The organism is Streptomyces sp. NPDC031466 (assembly GCF_055581265.1).
The window spans coordinates 38,287-56,482 of record NZ_JBVIJT010000003.1 but is presented as its reverse complement, the minus strand read 5'-3'; the positions used below and the strand labels follow the sequence as shown (position 1 = coordinate 56,482).

General features: G+C 69.3%; 9 protein-coding genes and 1 pseudogene. 6 read left to right on the top strand and 4 right to left on the bottom strand.

What is annotated here, in order from left to right; translation table 11 throughout:
• Nucleotides 1–26 precede the first annotated feature (26 nt).
• Nucleotides 27–719 (bottom strand): SDR family oxidoreductase, encoded by a 693-nt coding sequence (locus tag ACZ5GP_RS06435; RefSeq protein WP_468749707.1) that lies wholly within the window; start codon nucleotides 717–719, stop codon nucleotides 27–29.
• Nucleotides 720–833: 114 nt separating this feature from the next.
• Between ACZ5GP_RS06435 and ACZ5GP_RS06430 the strand changes: the two genes are divergently transcribed.
• From ACZ5GP_RS06430 to rfbB, 5 genes are all read left to right on the top strand, one after another.
• On the top strand, nucleotides 834–1,394 hold the full coding sequence (locus tag ACZ5GP_RS06430) for a TetR/AcrR family transcriptional regulator (protein ID WP_468749706.1): 561 nt from the start codon (nucleotides 834–836) through the stop codon (nucleotides 1,392–1,394).
• Between the two features lie 282 nt (nucleotides 1,395–1,676).
• On the top strand, nucleotides 1,677–2,096 hold the full coding sequence (locus ACZ5GP_RS06425) for a cold-shock protein (protein ID WP_468749705.1): 420 nt from the start codon (nucleotides 1,677–1,679) through the stop codon (nucleotides 2,094–2,096).
• A gap of 79 nt (nucleotides 2,097–2,175) precedes the next feature.
• Entirely contained in the window at nucleotides 2,176–2,739 is a 564-nt protein-coding gene (locus ACZ5GP_RS06420) for a dTDP-4-dehydrorhamnose 3,5-epimerase family protein (protein ID WP_468749704.1), read from the top strand.
• A gap of 63 nt (nucleotides 2,740–2,802) precedes the next feature.
• Nucleotides 2,803–3,870, top strand: a complete 1,068-nt coding sequence (locus ACZ5GP_RS06415) for a glucose-1-phosphate thymidylyltransferase (RefSeq protein WP_468749703.1) — start codon at nucleotides 2,803–2,805, stop codon at nucleotides 3,868–3,870.
• The gene (rfbB, locus tag ACZ5GP_RS06410; protein ID WP_468749702.1) at nucleotides 3,867–4,814 is read left to right on the top strand and encodes a dTDP-glucose 4,6-dehydratase; all 948 of its coding nucleotides are present in this window, start codon (nucleotides 3,867–3,869) and stop codon (nucleotides 4,812–4,814) included. Before ACZ5GP_RS06415 ends, rfbB begins: the two co-directional genes overlap by 4 nt.
• 72 nt (nucleotides 4,815–4,886) lie before the next feature.
• Here the strand turns inward: rfbB and ACZ5GP_RS06405 are convergent, their stop codons facing one another.
• A complete protein-coding gene (locus ACZ5GP_RS06405; protein ID WP_468749701.1) occupies nucleotides 4,887–6,152 on the bottom strand; it encodes a glycosyltransferase in 1,266 nt (421 codons plus the stop codon).
• A gap of 254 nt (nucleotides 6,153–6,406) precedes the next feature.
• Between ACZ5GP_RS06405 and rfbD the strand changes: the two genes are divergently transcribed.
• A complete protein-coding gene (gene rfbD / locus ACZ5GP_RS06400; protein ID WP_468750140.1) occupies nucleotides 6,407–7,315 on the top strand; it encodes a dTDP-4-dehydrorhamnose reductase in 909 nt (302 codons plus the stop codon).
• A 61-nt stretch (nucleotides 7,316–7,376) separates the two neighbouring features.
• On the opposite strand, the gene ACZ5GP_RS06395 is transcribed toward rfbD, so the two are convergent.
• Nucleotides 7,377–8,588 carry a macrolide family glycosyltransferase gene (locus ACZ5GP_RS06395; protein WP_468749700.1) on the bottom strand — a complete coding sequence of 404 codons (1,212 nt, stop codon included), beginning with the start codon at nucleotides 8,586–8,588 and terminating at the stop codon, nucleotides 7,377–7,379.
• Nucleotides 8,585–18,178 (bottom strand): annotated as a pseudogene (locus ACZ5GP_RS06390) (type I polyketide synthase); the annotation flags it as partial. The pseudogene ACZ5GP_RS06390 and the gene ACZ5GP_RS06395, both read right to left, overlap by 4 nt.
• Nucleotides 18,179–18,196 lie beyond the last annotated feature (18 nt).

The window sequence follows — 18,196 nt, the reverse complement described above, 5'->3', positions numbered from 1 at the left end:
GTCGCGCGGGGTTGGGGAGGCGAGCGTCACCCCGCGTTCAGCTGGGGTGCCGCGGACAGGCTCTGCTTGACGTACCGGCTGGTCTCGTCGGCGAGGATCTCGGGCAGGCCGGTCTCGATGCCGTTCAGGGCCTGGGCCGCGACGTCGGCGGCGGCGACCTTCTGATCGGCGGGCACGTCGGCGGCCATGTCGGTGTCCATGTAGCCGACATGCAGCGCCGAGACGGTGATACCGCGCGGTGCCAGCTCCTCGCGGGTCGCGTCGCTCAGCGCCCAGGCGGCGGCCTTGGAAGCCGCGTAGGAGCCGAGGCCGGCCGGGTGGAACCAGGACAGGGCGGACAGGACGTTGAGTACGGCGCCGCCGCCGTTGCCCTCGATGACGGGGGCGAAGGCGCGGGTCGCGGCGAGCGGGCCGAAGAAGTTGGTCTCCATCTCCCGGCGCACCTGGGCCACGTCGCCTCCGACCAGCGTCGCGCCGGTCGAGATGCCCGCGTTGTTGATCAGCAGTGTCGCGTCGGACGCCACGCGGGCGGCCTCCCGTATCGACGCCTCGTCCGTGACGTCCAGCCGCAACGGGATGACACCCGGCACGTCGACCGTCTCGGGGCGGCGGGCCGCGCCGTACACCTTCGCGCCGCGCTCGACGAGCTGGGCGGCCAGGTGTCGCCCGAGCCCTCGGTTGGCGCCGGTGACAACCACGATTGTGTTCTTCAGTTCCATGCTCGCTCCTGTCCTCGCGGGCGCCGTCGGCCACCCGCAACGAATTAGATTACACACACAATCTAAGCATGGGTCTACGATAGATGCCAGTCGACATCCAAGTGGGAGATGGTCATGGGCCGCGTATCGCAGGCACAGGCGGAGGAAAATCGCAGGCGGGTGGTGGACACCGCGTCCCGCCTGTTCCGCGAGCAGGGCACGCAGGTCAGCGTCGTCGACCTGATGAAGGCGGCCGGCCTGACCCACGGCGCCTTCTACAAGCAGTTCGCCTCCAAGGAGGCGCTCGTCGACGAGGCGACCGCCCACGCCTTCGCCGAGCTCACCCAGCGCTACAGCGCCGGGCTCGAGCAGCACGACGGACAGCGCGAGGCCGCCCAGCAGGCGCTGATCGACACCTACCTCTCCGTCGAGCACCGCGACGCCCCGGCGGACGGCTGTCCGGTCGCCGCGCTCGCCACCGACATCGCGCGTGAGAGCGGGGGGAGCGACGCCCGTCGCGTCTACGCCGAGGGGGTGGCCGACTTCGCCGACTTCCTCGCCGGTGACGACCAGGACGGCATCGCCCGCCTCTGCACCCTGTTCGGCGCGCTGGTCCTGTCCCGGGCCACCAAGGACTTCCCGCTCTCCGAGGAGATCCTCGCCGCCGCGCGCGCAGCCCTGACGGAAGCAGACTGATCAGGGGCGTGGTGCGGGTGCACGTCGCAGGCAGGGGTCAGCCAGCCCTCAGGGGCCGACTCCTGCGGTCGTGTCGAGGCAGCGCAGCGCCGGCAACTTGGAGATTCCAAGGTCACACTCCGCATACCCGAGGCCGGGGGCCCGCGGTCGGAATGCCGACGCGTCGAAGTGATCTACGACTCTCGCGCAAATCAATGCCCAACAGGTAGTGTTCAAGAGCGTTGATGATCACCTCGGCACTGCTGTGGCCGGGTAAAGGTACTTGGGGTAGAGGTAGTTGTGGTGGTAACGGGCAAGATCCTGCGGTTTGATGACACGCGCGGTTACGGCTTCATCGCTCCCGACGACGGGGGTGAGGACGTCTTCATGCACGCGAACGACCTGCGTGACGACAAGTACCTCTTCCGAGCCGGTCTGCGGGTCGAGTTCGAGGTGGAGGACGGAGATCGCGGCCTGAAGGCCTGCAACGTCCATCTCCTCGAGAAGCCCGCCCAGCACACCGCACCCGCGAGGCCGATCAGCACGGTGGTGCGCGACGAGGACGACGAGAGCCTCTGTGATGTCCTGTCCCGTGCGGACTTTCTCCAGGAGTTGACAGAGGCCCTGATCCAGGGCGTACCCACCCTGACCGCCGCTCAGATCCAGCAGGCGCGGCGGTGCGTCCTGGAGCTGGTCCAGACGCACAACTGGGTGGAGCCGTAAAGAAATCAACAGAAGCGGGTCGCGTGTTCCAGCGCGGCTCGCTGTTCTGTCATGCATACCGGGGGAAGGCACGTTGGTGATGAGACCGCTGTCCATCGAGGGCACCTGGTTGTTCGAGCCTCAGCTGTTCGACGACACTCGGGGCACCTTCGCAGCGTGGTACCAAGGGGACGTTTTCCAGCAGGCCACCGGCCGCAGCATGCCGCTCGGCCAGGCCAATCTTTCGACCACCCGCCGCGGGGCCATTCGCGGCATCCACTTCGCCGATGTACCACCGGGCCAGGCGAAATACGTCACCTGCGCGAGCGGCACGGTGCGCGACGTGGTGGTCGACCTACGGGTCGGGTCGCCGACCTTCGGCCGCTGGGAGGCGGTGGACCTGGACGACCAGAGCCACCGGGCACTTTTCCTGGCCGAGGGCATCGGGCACGCCGTGCAAGGGCTCACCGAGGAAGCCACGATCGTCTACATGTGCTCCACCGGCTATGTCGCGGAACGCGAGCGCGCGATTCACCCGCTCGACCCGGATCTCGGTATCGAGTGGCTCCCTGGCATCGAGCCCATTCTCTCCGCCAAAGACACCGTTGCGCCCACCGTGGCTGAGGCCCAGGCGGCCGGGCTGCTGCCCGTTTACCAGCCCTGAATATCCCGGTCTGGCAGTACAGAGCAGGCAAACGCAGCGCAACGCATCTCAGCGAGGAGTACCGTGAAGGCGCTTGTCCTTTCCGGAGGTTCCGGAACTCGTCTACGCCCCATTACCCACACCTCCGCCAAGCAGTTGGTGCCGGTAGCCAACAAACCGATTCTCTACTACGTCCTCGAAGGAATAGCGGAGACCGGGATCAGCGAAGTCGGCATCATCGTAGGTGAGACCGCCGACGAGATCCGCGGGGCGGTGGGTGACGGCTCCCGGTTCGGCGTCGAGGTCACCTACATTCCGCAGGAAAAGCCACTCGGCCTCGCCCACGCCGTCCTGACGGCGCGTGAATGGCTCGGTGACGACGACTTCGCCATGTATCTCGGCGACAACTTCCTGCTCAGCGGCATCACCCAGCAGACCGAGCAGTTCCGGGCGACACGGCCCGACGCGCAGATCATGCTCACCCGGGTCCCCGACCCGACCGCATTCGGTGTCGCCGAAATGGACGCGGACGGCCGGGTGACCGGCCTGGAGGAAAAGCCGGATTTCCCCAAGAGCGATCTCGCGCTCGTCGGCGTCTATTTCTTCACCCCGGCGGTGCACGAGGCGATCGACAACATATGTCCTTCCGCGCGCGGCGAGTTGGAGATCACCGACGCGCTGCAGTGGCTCATCGACCAGGGGCGCCGAGTGGACTCCTCGATCGTCACCGGTTACTGGAAGGACACCGGGAACGCCACCGACATGCTGGAGGTGAATCGTTCCGTCCTGGATCGCCTCGAACACCGCGTCGAAGGTTCGGTGGACGAGCAGAGCGAGCTGGTCGGCAGGGTGGTCGTGGAGCCTGGGGCCTCGGTCGTGCGCTCGCGGATCGTCGGCCCGGCGATCATCGGCAACGGCGCCCGCGTCGAAGGCTCGTACGTGGGGCCCTATACCTCCGTGGCCGACGACTGCTCGGTCGTCGACAGCGAGATCGAGTACTCCATCATCCTGCCCGGCGCGACCATCGACGGCGTGGGCCGCATCGAGGCCTCGGTCATCGGCCGTGCCGCGGAAGTGACCCCCGCGCCGCGCACCCCGCAAGCCCACCGCCTCATACTCGGCGACCACAGCAAGGTCCAGATTCGCGCATGAAGATCCTCATCACCGGCGCCGCCGGGTTCATCGGCTCCCACCTGGCCCGGCTGGTCCTCGGCTCCGAGCGGCCGCTGGGCGACGATGTCCAGGTCACCGTCCTGGACAAGCTCACGTACGCGGGAAGCCTCGACAACCTCGCCCCGGTGCGCGAGGCCCCCGGCTACACCTTCGTCCACGGCGACATCGCCGACCCGGCGCTCGTGGACCGGCTCATGCCGGGGCACGACTCCGTCATCCACCTTGCGGCCGAGTCCCATGTGGACCGCTCCATCGACTCCGCCCAGGCCTTCGTGCACACCAACGTGGTGGGCACGGGCGTGCTGCTCGACGCCGCGCTGCGGCACGGGGTCTCCCGGTTCGTCCACGTGTCGACCGACGAGGTGTACGGATCTGTCGAGTTCGGCTCCGCGACCGAGGAGGACCGCCTCCAGCCCAGCTCGCCGTACTCGGCCACCAAGGCGTCGAGCGATCTGCTGGCCCTGTCCTACCACCGCACGCACGGGCTCGACGTCCGGGTGACGCGTTGCTCCAACAATTACGGTCCGTACCAGTTCCCCGAGAAGGTGATTCCCCTCTTCGTCACCAACCTTCTGCGGGGCCGCAGCGTCCCGCTGTACGGGGACGGTGAGAACGTGCGGGACTGGCTGCACGTGGACGACCACTGCCGCGGCCTGCTCGCGGTACTCACCGGGGGCCGGGCGGGCGAGATCTACAACATCGGCGGCGGTACGGAGCTGTCCAACAAGGAGCTCACCGCGCTGCTGCTGGACGCCTGCGGCGTGGGCTGGGAGCGCGTCGAGTGGGTCGAGGACCGCAAGGGGCACGACCAGCGGTACTCGGTCGACTGGAGCAAGATCCGCCGCGAGCTCGGCTACCGGCCGGCGCACGCCTTCACGGCCGGGCTCGCCGAGACGGTGGACTGGTACCGCGCGCGGCTCTGAGACATACGCACCGACGCCGGGTCCCCGCAGCGCGATCGCTGCGGGGACCCGGCGTTTGGCCGTGCGGGAGGATCAACGGGCGGCGGACGCGTCCCGCTCCCCCGACGCCTGGCCGTTCACGTACCCCTCGATCAGCTCGCAGGTGGTCTCGACGCCACGGTCGCCGACGATCCGCGGGCCGAGGGCCGCGGCGCGCTCAGCGATGCGCGGGTCGCTGAGCACGGTCGACACCGAATGGTCGAGCAGCTCCTGGGTGAGCTTGGTCAGCGGCACCGGCTGCGACGAGACGCCCATCTCCAGGAGCCTGGCCGCCCAGTACGGATGGTCGGCGAAGCACGGCAGCACCACGTTGGGCACTCCCGCCCGAAGCACCTCCGCCACCGTGCCGGGGCCGCCGTGGTGGATGACCGCGGCCGTACGCGGGAAGAGCCAGCTGTAGTCCATTTCGCCGGCACGGAACACGTCGTCCGGCATATCGCCCTCCGGGCCGTCCACCAGGACCATCCGGCGGCCCGCCTTGCGCACCGCCTTGAGCACCCGCTCGAAGGTCTCCTCGCCGTAGACGGGCCAGGTGCTGCCCAAGGTCAGCGCGACCGGCGGCTCCCCGCTCTCCAGGAAGTCCACCAGCTCCGCCGGGGGCTCCCACGGCCGGTCCCAGAACCAGTAGCCGGTCACATGGGCGCGGGCGGGCCAGTCGGACGGCGGCACGACCACGCTCGGGCTGGTCGCGTGGAACACCGGGTACTCGACGCCCAGCTTCTTCGCCGGCGAGCCACCACTCAGCGGGGGCAGCCCCCTGTTCTTGCGGAACTTGTTCACCGGTCCTCGGTTCATCGCCCAGTCGAGCTGCCCGGCGAGGGAATGGCTGAACCGGGCGTACGGGGCGCCCAGCGGCAGCTCGGGGAAGCCGAAGGCGGGGAACCGGCCGGTCGGCACGATCGGCCACCAGGCGACGGTGCCCCAGGGCACGCCCGGATCCGCGTAGCCCGCGCCCCGGGTGAGCATCGCGTTGACCATGAAGTCCGCGCCCTGCGTCGCCTCGTGCATCGCGTCGAGTGCCGCGACGACCTCGTCCTGGGTCGGCCGCGGGATCGCCCGGCTCGCCCTGACGATGGAGGGGCTCTTCCGCAGCGCCTTGATGACCCCGGGCATTTTGAAGTAGTTCCCGGTGCTCCCCGGGATCTCCCGGAAGTTCAACCCGGCGTGCTCGACCATCCCTTTGAAATCCGTGGTGGTGGCCAGGTCCACCTCGTGCCCACGGGCCCGGAGCCCGGTACCCAAAGCGAGGAATGGTTGTATGTCGCCTCGTGACCCAAAGGCGAGGAGTGCAACCTTCATGCCGTTCTCCGTAACTGGTGGCCATGCCCATTCGGGAGCTTTCAGCAGGCGCAGCTCCCCCGATTTACAAAACAAGATCATCCTCGTGGCAGCAAAGGCCCACGCACAAGCCGAGCTTGACCGGGCGCCGTGTGAAGTCAGTCACCCCGTACGGGAGTTCACCCGCCGATACGATGAGTGCACTCAGCATGTCTGCGCAGGCGCATTTGCCCGCACCCATTGCACAACGAAATTCCTACGAGGGGGAACTCACCGTGAATGGCACGTGGTTGGTCACTGGTTCGGGAGGACTGCTCGGCCAAGACGTTTTGACCGGCCTACGGGAGGCGGGGGAGACCGCGACGGGCTTGGACCATAAGGCCCTGGACATCACCGACGCACACGCGGTGCGCGATGTGATGGCGAAACACCGGCCCGCGATCGTCGTCAACTGCGCCGCGTTCGCCGCACCGGACAAGGCGGAGAGCGACGAAGAGGGCGCGCTGCGGATCAATGGCGAGGGCACCCGTATTCTGGCGACCGCCTGTGCGGAGTTCGAGGCGCGCCTCGTCCATGTTTCCACCGACTACGTTTTCGCCGGCGACGATTCCGGCGGCGTCGCGGTGCCCTTTGCGGAGGACGCCCCGACCCGCCCCATCAACGCCTACGGCCGCACCAAGGTCGCCGGGGAGCGTGCGGTGCTCGAATGCCTGCCTGAGACGGGTTACGTCTTCCGGACCGCCTGGCTGTTCGGCGCGGGCCGCACCAACTTCGTACGCACGATGATCCGGCTGGAGCGCGAAAGGGACCAGGTGGAGGTCGTCGCCGACCAGTACGGTCAGCCGACCTGGACCGTGGACGCCGCCGACCAGCTGATACGGCTGGGGCGCGCCGCGCTCGACGGGCGGGCCCCCGCGGGCGCCTACCACGGGAGCGCGGGTGGCCAGGCCAGCTGGTACGAGCTCGCCCGGGAGGTCTTCCGACTGCTCGGCGCCGATCCCGAGCGGGTGCGGCCGAGCACGGGGGCGGCGTTCGGCCGCCCGGCGCCGCGGCCCGCGTACAGCGTGCTGGGGCACGCGCGCTGGCAGGCCGTTGGCATCGAGCCGATCCGCCACTGGCAGGCGGGGCTCGAAGCGGCCTTCCCCTCGCTGGTGCGGGCCGAGGACGCGGCGCTGCCGGTCTGACATGCGCGATGATGCCGGGCGGGCTGGGGTTTCCAGCCCGCCCGGCACCCGCGCACCGGCGTCAGGCGCGCAGAACGCGGTCCAGGTGCGCCTCGATCTCGTCCGCGGCCCGGCCGGCGCCACCCGCCTCGCGGGTGACGCGCCGCATCTGCGCGACGTTCCGGCCGATCTCCGCGTCCCGCGTCACCTTCAGCACCGCTTCGCGCAGCCGCTCGGGAGTGACCTCATCACGCCCGATCCGTACGCCGAGGCCCAGCTCGGCGGTTCTGCGCGCGGTCATCTCCAGCTCCACGGCCTGCGGCACGGCCACCATCGGGACGCCGAAGTGGAGGGCCTCCATGGTGCTGCGCACACCCCCGTGCGTCACGAAGGCACTGGCGTACTCCAGCACGGCGAGCTGGGGTACGTGCTGATGCGCCTCGATGTTCGGCGGCAGCGGGCCGAGGTCGGCGGGGTCGACGTGCCGGCCCACCGCCAGCACGACGTGCCATGGCTGCTCCGCGAACGCCTCGACGCACATCCGGTAGAACTCGGGGCGCTCGTTGAACAGCGTGCCCAGCGCGACGAGCAGCACCGGGGCACCACTCTCCGGCGGCGTCCACGCGCCCTGGGTGCTCGGGTCGGCGAGGCTCGCCCCGACGAACGCGTACCGCTCGTCGAACGTCTCCGCCGCGGGCTGGTAGTCCTTCGGCAGGAACACCAGGTTGAGGTCCTCGACCACACCGAAGAAGTCCGCGGGCGTGGCCTCCCCCATCCCGTACGAGGCCCGGAACTCGGCCAGTTTCGTGCCGAACTCGATCAGCGCGGGGTGCTGCGGGTCGAGGGTCGGGAATTCGGCCGCCAGCTGCTGGGCGACCGAGAAGTGCTCGTTCGACGCGAACAGCGGGATGAACTGGACGGTCGGCCGCTGCCACTTGTGGGCGAGCGCACGCGCCGCGGAGTGCATCAGCGTGTCATAGACCACCACGTCCGGCAGGTCACCGTCGTAGGCGGGCTCGGCGCCGGTCGCCGCCGCGACGTTCTCGACCAGGTACTTCAGGGGTCCCCCGGCCATCTCGTCGGCGGAGACCTGCGAGGGCGCGCTCCGGCCCGCGGGCCAGGTGGACTCGTACCGCACCACCTCCACGCCGGTGGCCGCCACCGCCGCGGAGAACTCCTCGGTCGTGACGTAGGTGACCCGGTGCCCCCTCCTCGCCAGGTCGGCGAGCACGGCCAGCGTGGGATTGACATGCCCCCAGAAGGGCGCACCAAAGAATGCGATGTGACGCTTCAACGCTTCAACTCCATGATCCATTCTTCGACGGCTCGCCCGGTCGAATCGGTGTGCTCCTCCATGAGGGAGAAGTGATTTCCCGGCACCGCCTTGACCGTGTGGCCCAGCTTCCAGGTGATGTGCAGACCCTCGTCATCGCCGAGAGTCCCACCGGCGGTGGGCAGTTGCTCCGTGGCCCTTACCAGCAGGGTGGGCGTCTCGATCACTTCAGGACGCCAGTCCTCGAGAATGCGGTGGTACCCGCCCATGGCCGTCAGGCGAGTCGCATTCATGATGTCCCCACCGAGCTTTTCCTCACGGTCGAAGACCACACCGAGCATGGCCGTGCTGGCCTGCTCGCTCACCTCGTCGCCCGGCCACGGCGTGTCCAGGAGCGCGAGCCCCGCAGGACACCGCTCCCCCAGCCTCTCCAGGCGCGTGGTGACGGCATGCGCGATCTGCCCGCCCGCGGAATGCCCGACGAGCACGTACGGATCGTCTCCCGCCTCGCGCAGTACAGCCTCCGCGAGCAGTGCGGCGAGTACCTCCATGCTCTCCGGGAGGAAATCGCCCCGCATGTATCCCGGCAGCGGCAGCACGGAGACGTCGCGGTGACCGTGGAAATGCCTGGCGAAACGCGAGTACTGCTGCGGACCGGCCGTCGCGACCACGGCGGGGAAACAGAACAGCCGCGTCGCGGCGTCACCCGCGGACAGCCGCACCGCGTCGGGAACGTGTTCGGCCACAGAGGCACTGCCGAAGGTCGGACGGAAACGCGAAGCCGCCACGATCAGGTCGTTGCCCACGGAATTCCGTCCAGTGGCGAAGGCCTGCCTGAAGAGCGCCACAATGCCGTCCTGCGCCTCCACGTCGAAGGCGGCTCCAGCACCGTGCGGCTCGGCTTCGGACCGCCGTTCACCGGCCCCGGCCAGTTCCCGGCGCAGATAGGCGACCACCGCGGTGGGCGTGCTGAAGTCGAACAAGAAGGCGTTCGGCAGGCTCAGCCCCACCGCCGCGCTCAGCCGGTTGCGCAGCTCGACGGCGGTCAACGAGTTGAGGCCCCGCTCGAAGAAGCCGTGGTGGAGCTCGATCTCGTCCGGCGAGTCGTGCCCGAGGACCGTCGCCGCCTCAGCACGGACGAGTGCGAGCAGCGCGGCCTCCTGTTCCTCGTCCGGCAGACCCGCGAGGCGCTGCGCCGGCGAGAGCCCACCGGCCATCTGCTCGACCTCAACGGTACGACGGGCCGGAGTGCGTACGGCGGGCGCGCCCTGGGCACCGGACGGCACGGGCTCACGCGCCCCCGCGAGCTCGGCGATGGCCTCCAGCGCCTGGGTTTCCAGCCGGACCAGCGTCAAGGAGTCCACCGATGCCACCGGCGCACCAGTGGCATCGGCCATCTGGACGGTGAACGTGTCGGGCTCGCTTCCGCTGATCCGCACCCGCAGCGTGGACGCACCGACCGCGTGCAGTGCCACGCCTCGCCAGGTCGCGGGCAGCCATACGGCCTGCTCCCGTCCGTCGGCGTCCTCACCTGCGCCGGAAGCCACTCGCAACGCGTGCACAGCGGAGTCGAGCAGGGCCGGGTGGATGCCGAACCGACCGGCATCGACCTCCTGGTCCTCGGGCAGGGCGACCTCCGCAAGGATGTCCTCGCCGTGCCGCCAGGCCGTACGCAGCCCCGCGAAAGCCGGGACGTAGCCGACGCCTGCGGAGTTGTGGCCGACGCCTGCGGAGCTGAGGTCGACACCTGCGGAGCTGAGGGCCCCGTACAGATCATCCGGCTCCAGCTCGACCGCGCCCGCCGGCGGCCACACTCCGAGCTCCCAGCCCGGCTGCGGCGTACGCTCGGCAAGCGTGCCCTCGGCGTGCCGCGTCCACCCTTGCTCAGCAGCCGCGCCCTCCGGCCGCGCATGGATGTTCAGCGCGCGACGGCCGTCCGCGTCCGGCTCGGCGACGGTCAGCCGGAGCTGAACACCACCGCGCTGCGGCAGGACCAACGGGGTATGGAGCGTCAGCCGCTCCACCACCTCGTAGCCGACCTGGTCCGCCGCGCGGATCGCCAGCTCCACGAACGCCGAGCCCGGCAGCACCGCCGCGCCGCGCACCGTGTGATCGGCCAGCCAGCGGTGCGTCCGCACCGACAGCCGTCCGGTGAACAGGAACCCTTCGGAGTCCGGCAGCTCCACGGCCGCGCCCAGCAATGGATGCTCCGCCGAGCCCAGCCCCAGCGCGGAAGCCGCCCCCGTACCTGAGGCCAGCACGTCCGGGGTGTCGAGCCAGTAGCGGCGGCGCTGGAAGGCGTACGTCGGCAGATCGACGCGCGACGCGCCCGTGCCGGCGAACACCTCGGCCCAGTCCATGGCCACGCCCTGGGTCCAGGCCCGGCCGAGACCCGAGAACAGCGCCTGTGTTTCGGAGCGGTCGGAGCGCAGGGCGGGTACGAACACCGCGTCGGTGACGATGTCGGCACCCATGGCGCTCAGCACGCCGTCGGGGCCCAGTTCGAGGAACGTCGAGATGCCCTGCTCGGCAAGGACGGTCACGCCATCCGCGAAGCGCACAGCCTGACGGACATGGCGGACCCAGTACTCGGCCGAGCCCAGCTCGTCGTTCGTGGCCAGCTTCCCGGTCACGTTGGAGACGACGGGGATACGGGGCGCCGCATAGGCCAGGCTTTCGGCGACGGTACGGAAGTCGTCCAGCATCGGGGCCATACGCGGCGAGTGGAACGCATGCGAGACGTCGAGGCGCTTGGTCTTACGGCCCTGGCCGCGCAGCACCTCCGCGACGGCGAGAGCGGCGTCCTCGTCACCGGAGACGACCACAGCAGTCGGCCCGTTGACCGCGGCGATGCCGATCCGGTCCCCATACTCGGCGAGGAGAGGCGTGACCTCCTCTTCAGTGGCCTGGAGGGCGATCATCGCCCCGCCGGCGGGCAGTGCCTGCATCAGCCGGCCACGAGCCGCCACCAGCCGCACCGCGTCCTCCAATGAGAACACCCCGGCCACATGAGCCGCCGCGACCTCACCGATGGAATGCCCACCCACGAACTCGGGCACCACACCCCAGGACTCGACCAGCCGGAACAGCGCCACCTCAACCGCGAACAAACCGGCCTGCGTGAACACCGTCTGCCCCAGCAGACCCCCATCCCCGAACACCACCTCACGAACCGACCGCCCCACATGCCCGGCCAGCTCCTGATCCAGCAACCCGCACACCTGGTCAAACGCTTCCGCGAACACCGGATACAGGCCGTACAACTCACGGCCCATCCCCACCCGCTGACTGCCCTGACCCGAGAACAACACCGCCAACCGACCAGAACCCACACCCTGACCGACGACAACGCCAGGAGCCGACTCACCCCGCGCCAACGCGCCCAGCCCGACGCGCAGAGCATCCCGACCGTCACCGATCACCACAGCCCGGTGCTCGAAAGCAGAGCGCGCCGACGCCAGAGACCAGCCCACATCCACCGGCGACAACTCACCATGCGCCTCGACGTGGGACAGCAGACGCTCCGCCTGACCCCGCAGCGCCTGGGCACCACGCCCCGACACCACCCACGGCACCACCGGAAGCGTCACCGCTGGCCCCGCGGGCTCCTCGGCCACCACCGGCGCCTGCTCCAAGATGACGTGCGCGTTCGTACCGCTCACACCGAACGAGGAGACACCGGCGCGACGCGGCCGGTCACTCTCCGGCCAGGCCCGCTGCTCGGTCAGCAGCTCAACCGCACCCGCCGACCAGTCCACTTGCCGCGACGGCTCATCGACGTGCAGGGTCTGCGGAAGCTCGCCGTGCCGCATGGCGAGCACCATCTTGATCACACCGGCGACGCCCGCGGCGGCCTGGGTGTGGCCAATGTTCGACTTCAACGAACCCAGCCACAGCGGCCGGTCCTCCGGCCGGTCCTGACCGTACGTCGCCAGCAGCGCCTGCGCCTCGATCGGGTCACCCAACGTCGTACCCGTACCGTGCGCCTCCACCGCGTCCACATCGGCGGCCGAGAGCCGGGCATTCGCGAGCGCCTGGCGGATCACCCGCTGCTGCGACGGACCGTTCGGCGCCGTCAACCCATTCGACGCACCATCCTGATTCACCGCAGAACCACGCACCACCGCCAGCACCGGGTGGCCGTTGCGGCGGGCATCCGACAGCCGCTCCAGCAGCAGCATGCCCGCGCCCTCGCCCCAGCCCGTACCGTCCGCATCCGCGGAGAAGGCCTTCACGCGGCCATCCGCGGCGAGGCCGCGCTGACGGCTGAACTCCACGAATCCCGCAGGCGTCGACATCACCGTCACACCACCGGCCAGCGCCAGCGTGCATTCGCCCTGGCGCAGCGCCTGAGCGGCCAGGTGCAGGGTCACCAGCGACGCCGAGCACGCCGTGTCGACCGTGACCGCGGGGCCCTCCAGGCCGAAGGTGTACGAGAGCCGCCCGGAGACCACGCTGGCCGCGCTGCCCGTGCCGAGGTAGCCCTCAAGGCCCTCCGGCGCGTGCTGCAACAGGGCGATGTAGTCCTGGCCGTTCGTACCGGCGAAGACGCCTGTACGGGTACCTCGCAGGGACTGCGGGTCGATACCGGCCCGCTCGAAGACCTCCCACGAGGTCTCCAGCAGCAGCCGCTGCTGCGGATCCATGGCCAGGGCCTCACGCGGCGAGATCCCGAAGAACCCGGGGTCGAACTCGGCGGCCTCGTGCAGGAAACCGCCTGAGCGGGTGTAGCTCTTGCCCCGCTGGTCCGGGTCCGGGTCGTACAGGCCCTCGACGTCCCAACCTCGATCGTCCGGGAAGTCGGAGACCGCGTCAGCGCCCGATGTCAGCAGGTCCCACAGCGCTTCGGGCGTCTCGACGCCGCCGGGGAAGCGGCAGCTCATGGCCACGATGACGATGGGGTCCTCGTCCGCAGGCGCTGCCACGGACCCGGCGGTTTCCGTGTCGTCCTCGGTGCCGATGAGCTCGTTACGGAGGAACTGGGCGAGCGCCGTGGGCGTGGGGTAGTCGAAGACCAGCGTGGCGGGCAGCGTCAAACTGGAGGCGGCCTGCAGCCAGTTGCGCAGCTCGACGGCGGTCAGCGAGTCGAAGCCCAGTTCCTTGAAGGCCTTGCCCGGCACGATCGCATCGGTGTCGGCGTGCCCGAGCACGGTCGCCACCTGCGTGCGCACCAGCTCAAGCAGCGTACGGTCCTGCTCGGCCAAAGAAAGGCCGAGCAGCTGGTCGCGCAGTGCGGACGTTGCGCCGGTCTCCGTCGCCTTGCCGGTCGTGCTCGCTGCTTCCAGGGCCTCGCGGGCTTCGAGGATGTCGCCGATCAGCGGGGCTGGACGGACTGCCGTGAACGCCGGCGCGAACCGCTCCCAGTCCACATCGGCGACCGCTACGCAGCGGTCCTGGCGCTTCAGTACCTGGTCCAGCACCGCGATCGCGTCGTCGGGCGCCATCGACGCGATACCGCCGCGCCGCATGCGCTCCTCGGTCACCCCGTCGGTCGCCATACCTCCGTCGGCCCAGGGTCCCCAGGCCACGGACGTGCCCGGCAGCCCCAGCGCACGACGTTGCTCCACCAACGCGTCGAGGAACACGTTCGCAGCCGCGTAGTTGCCCTGACCCGCCCCACCAACAGCCCCGGCAAGGGACGAGAACAGCACAAACGCCGAGAGATCAAGGTCCTTGGTCAACTCGTGCAGATGCAGCGCGGCATCAGCCTTGGCGCGCAGGACGCTCGCGAACCGCTCGGGGGTCAAGGACTCGATGACTCCGTCGTCCAGCACACCGGCGGCGTGGATCACGGTCGTCAGCGGATACGCGGCGGGGATCGAGGCCAGCAGTTGCCCGAGCGCGGCCCGGTCGGCCACATCACAAGCGGCCACCGTCACCCCCACACCCAGCGCCTCCAGCTCACCGACCAGCTCACAGGCGCCGGGGGCTTCCAGACCACGGCGACTGGTCAGTACGAGGTGCTCGACACCACTACGGGCCAGCCAACGGGCGACATGCCCGCCCAGCGCACCCGTACCACCGGTGATCAGGGCCGTGCCCCTGGTCCGCCACTCCTGGCCAACACCGCGGCCACCAGCCCGCACCAAACGACGACCAAAGACACCAGCCGAGCGGACCGCGACCTGATCCTCACCACCAACGCCCGCCAGCACGCCCGCCAGCCGGCCCACCGCACGCTCGTCGAGCGTCTCGGGGAGATCCACCAGACCGCCCCAACGCTCCGGGTGTTCCAGACCCACCACCCGGCCAAGCCCCCACACCTGCGCCTGCACCGCACTCACCAGCGACTCAGACTCACCCACCGAGACCGCACCACGCGTCACCGCCCACAGCGGCGCCTCCACCCCCACATCCCCCAACGCCTGCACCAACACCAACGTGCCCGCCAACCCCACAGGGACACCGTCACGCACAGCCTCATCCAACGCCACCAGCGACAACACACCACCCACAGAAGCCCGGTTGGTGACCACCTCGGATATGGACTGCGCGAGCCGCGTCCGGTCTGCGGCAGGCTCCACCATCAGACGCAATACCTCGGCACCCCGGCCCTCCAGCCCGCGCACCGTCTCCTCAACCCACGGCTCACCGGCCACACCCGCGGGAACCGCCAGCAGCCATGTCCCCGACAGCACCGCCGACGACTCAACCGGCACCGGCTTCCAACCGATGCGATAACGCCAGCCATCCAGCCGAGACCGCTCCTGCCGCTGCCGCCGCCACGACGACAGCGCCGGCAACACCGCACGCAACGACTCATCACCAGAAACATCCAGCGTCGAAGCAAGCGACTCCAAATCCTCCCGCTCCACCGCCTCCCAGAACCGCGCCTCCACCTCATCCACACCAACCACCCCAGCCGACACCGGAGCCTCCAACCAGAACCGCTCACGCTGGAAGGCATACGTCGGCAAATCCACCCGCGACGCACCCGTACCAGCGAAGAACGCAGCCCAGTCCACGGCCACGCCGTAGGTCCAGGCCCGGCCGAGGCCCAACAGCAGCATCTGGGCTTCGTCCCTACCCGAGCGCAGCACCGGCACGAAAACCCCATCGGTGACGGATTCCGCGCCCATGGCGCTCAGCACGCCATCAGGACCGAGCTCGAGGAACACGGACACGCCCTGCCCAGCGAGGGTGGCAGCCCCATCCGCGAAGCGGACTGCTTCCCTGACATGCCGGACCCAGTACTCGACCGAACCCAGCTCGTCGTTCGTGGCCAGCTTCCCGGTCACATTCGAGACGACCGGAATACGCGGCGCCGCGTAGGTCAAGGACTCGGCAACCGCACGGAAGTCATCCAGCATCGCGTCCATACGCGGCGAATGGAACGCATGCGAGACCTCAAGACGCTTCGTCTTACGACCCTGACCGCGCAGCGTCTCCGCGACAGCAAGAGCGGCGTCCTCATCACCGGAGACAACCACCGAACTGGGCCCATTGATCGCCGCGATACCGATCCGGTCCCCGTACTCGGCGAGGAGAGGCGTGACCTCGGCTTCGGTGGCCTGCACGGCGATCATCGCCCCGCCGGCGGGCAGTGCCTGCATCAGCCGGCCACGAGCCGCCACCAGCCGAACCGCATCCTCCAGCGAGAACACCCCGGCCACATGAGCCGCCGCGACCTCACCGATGGAATGCCCACCCACAAAGTCGGGTGCAACACCCCAGGACTCGACCAGCCGGAACAGCGCCACCTCAACCGCGAACAAACCGGCCTGCGTGAACACCGTCTGACCCAACAGACCCCCATCCCCGAACACCACCTCACGAACCGACCGCCCCACATGCCCGGCCAGCTCCTGATCCAGCAACCCGCACACCTGGTCAAAAGCTTCCGCGAACACCGGATACAGGCCGTACAACTCACGGCCCATCCCCACCCGCTGACTGCCCTGACCCGAGAACAACACCGCCAACCGACCAGAACCCACACCCTGACCGACGACAACGCCAGAAGCCGACTCACCCCGCGCCAACGCACCCAACCCAGCCAGCAGAGCATCACGATCACCGACCACCACAGCCCGCTGCTCGAAAGCAGAGCGCGCCGACGCCAAAGACCACCCCACATCCACCGGCGACAACCCAGCATCGCCCTCAACACGCGACAACAGCCGGGCCGCCTGACCCCGCAACGCACCCACACCACGCCCCGACACCACCCACGGCACCACCGCGGGTATCACCGATGCCTCCACCGGCTCATGCGGCTCCGACTCGACCTCAGGCGCCTGCTCAATGATCACGTGCGCGTTCGTCCCGCTCACACCGAACGCCGACACACCCGCCCGCCGCGGCTGGTCACTGTCCGGCCACTCCCGCTGCTCGGTCAGCAGCTCGACCGCGCCCGCCGACCAGTCCACCTTCGCCGACGGCTCATCCACATGCAGGGTCTGCGGAAGCTCACCGTGCCGCATCGCCAACACCATCTTGATCACACCGGCGACGCCCGCGGCGGCCTGGGTGTGACCGATGTTCGACTTCAACGAACCCAACCACAACGGCCGCCCCTCCGGCCGATCCTGACCGTACGTCGCCAACAACGCCTGCGCCTCGATCGGGTCACCCAACGTCGTACCCGTACCATGCGCCTCCACCGCGTCCACATCGGCGGCCGTCAGCCGCGCATTCGCGAGCGCCTGGCGGATCACCCGCTGCTGCGACGGACCATTCGGCGCCGTCAACCCATTCGACGCACCATCCTGATTCACCGCAGAACCACGCACCACCGCCAGCACCGGGTGGCCGTTGCGGCGAGCATCCGACAGCCGCTCCAACAGCAGCATCCCCGCGCCCTCGCCCCACCCCGTACCGTCCGCAGCATTCGCGAATGCCTTGCAGCGGCCGTCCGTCGCAAGCCCCCGCTGACGGCTGAACTCCACGAAGGCCACGGGGGTGGACATCACGGTCACCCCGCCTGCCAGAGCAAGCGAGCACTCACCCTGCCGCAGCGCCTGAGCGGCCAGGTGCAGCGTCACCAGCGACGCCGAGCACGCCGTGTCAACCGTGACCGCGGGGCCCTCAAGGCCAAGGAAGTAGGAGAGCCGCCCAGACACGACACTGGCCGCGCTGCCCGTGCCCAAGTACCCCTCAAGCCCCTCGGGCGCGTGCTGGAAAAGGGCCGCGTAATCCTGGCCGTTCGTACCGGCGAAGACACCGGTGCGGCTGCCCTTCAGTGAAGCCGGGTCGATGCCCGCGTTCTCGAACGCCTCCCACGAGGTCTCCAGCAGCAGTCGCTGCTGCGGATCCATCGCGAGCGCCTCGCGCGGCGAGATCCCGAAGAACCCGGGGTCGAACCCGGCAGCCTCGTGGAGAAAACCGCCTTCTCGCACGTACGAGGTTCCCGAGCGCTCCCGGTCCGGATCGTAGAGGCCCTCCACGTCCCAACCCCGGTCCATCGGAAATTCCGAAACCGCGTCGGTCCCCGAGACGAGCAGCTCCCAGAACTGCTCCGGCGAACTCACTCCCCCCGGGAAACGACAGCTCATTCCGACGATCGCGATCGGCTCCCGCGCAGCCGCCGCGATCTGCCGGTTCTGTTGCCGCAGCCGTTCGTTCTCCTTGAGAGACGTACGCAGCGCTTCGAGAATCTTCTCAGGAGACGTGTTCATTGCCAGCTCCAC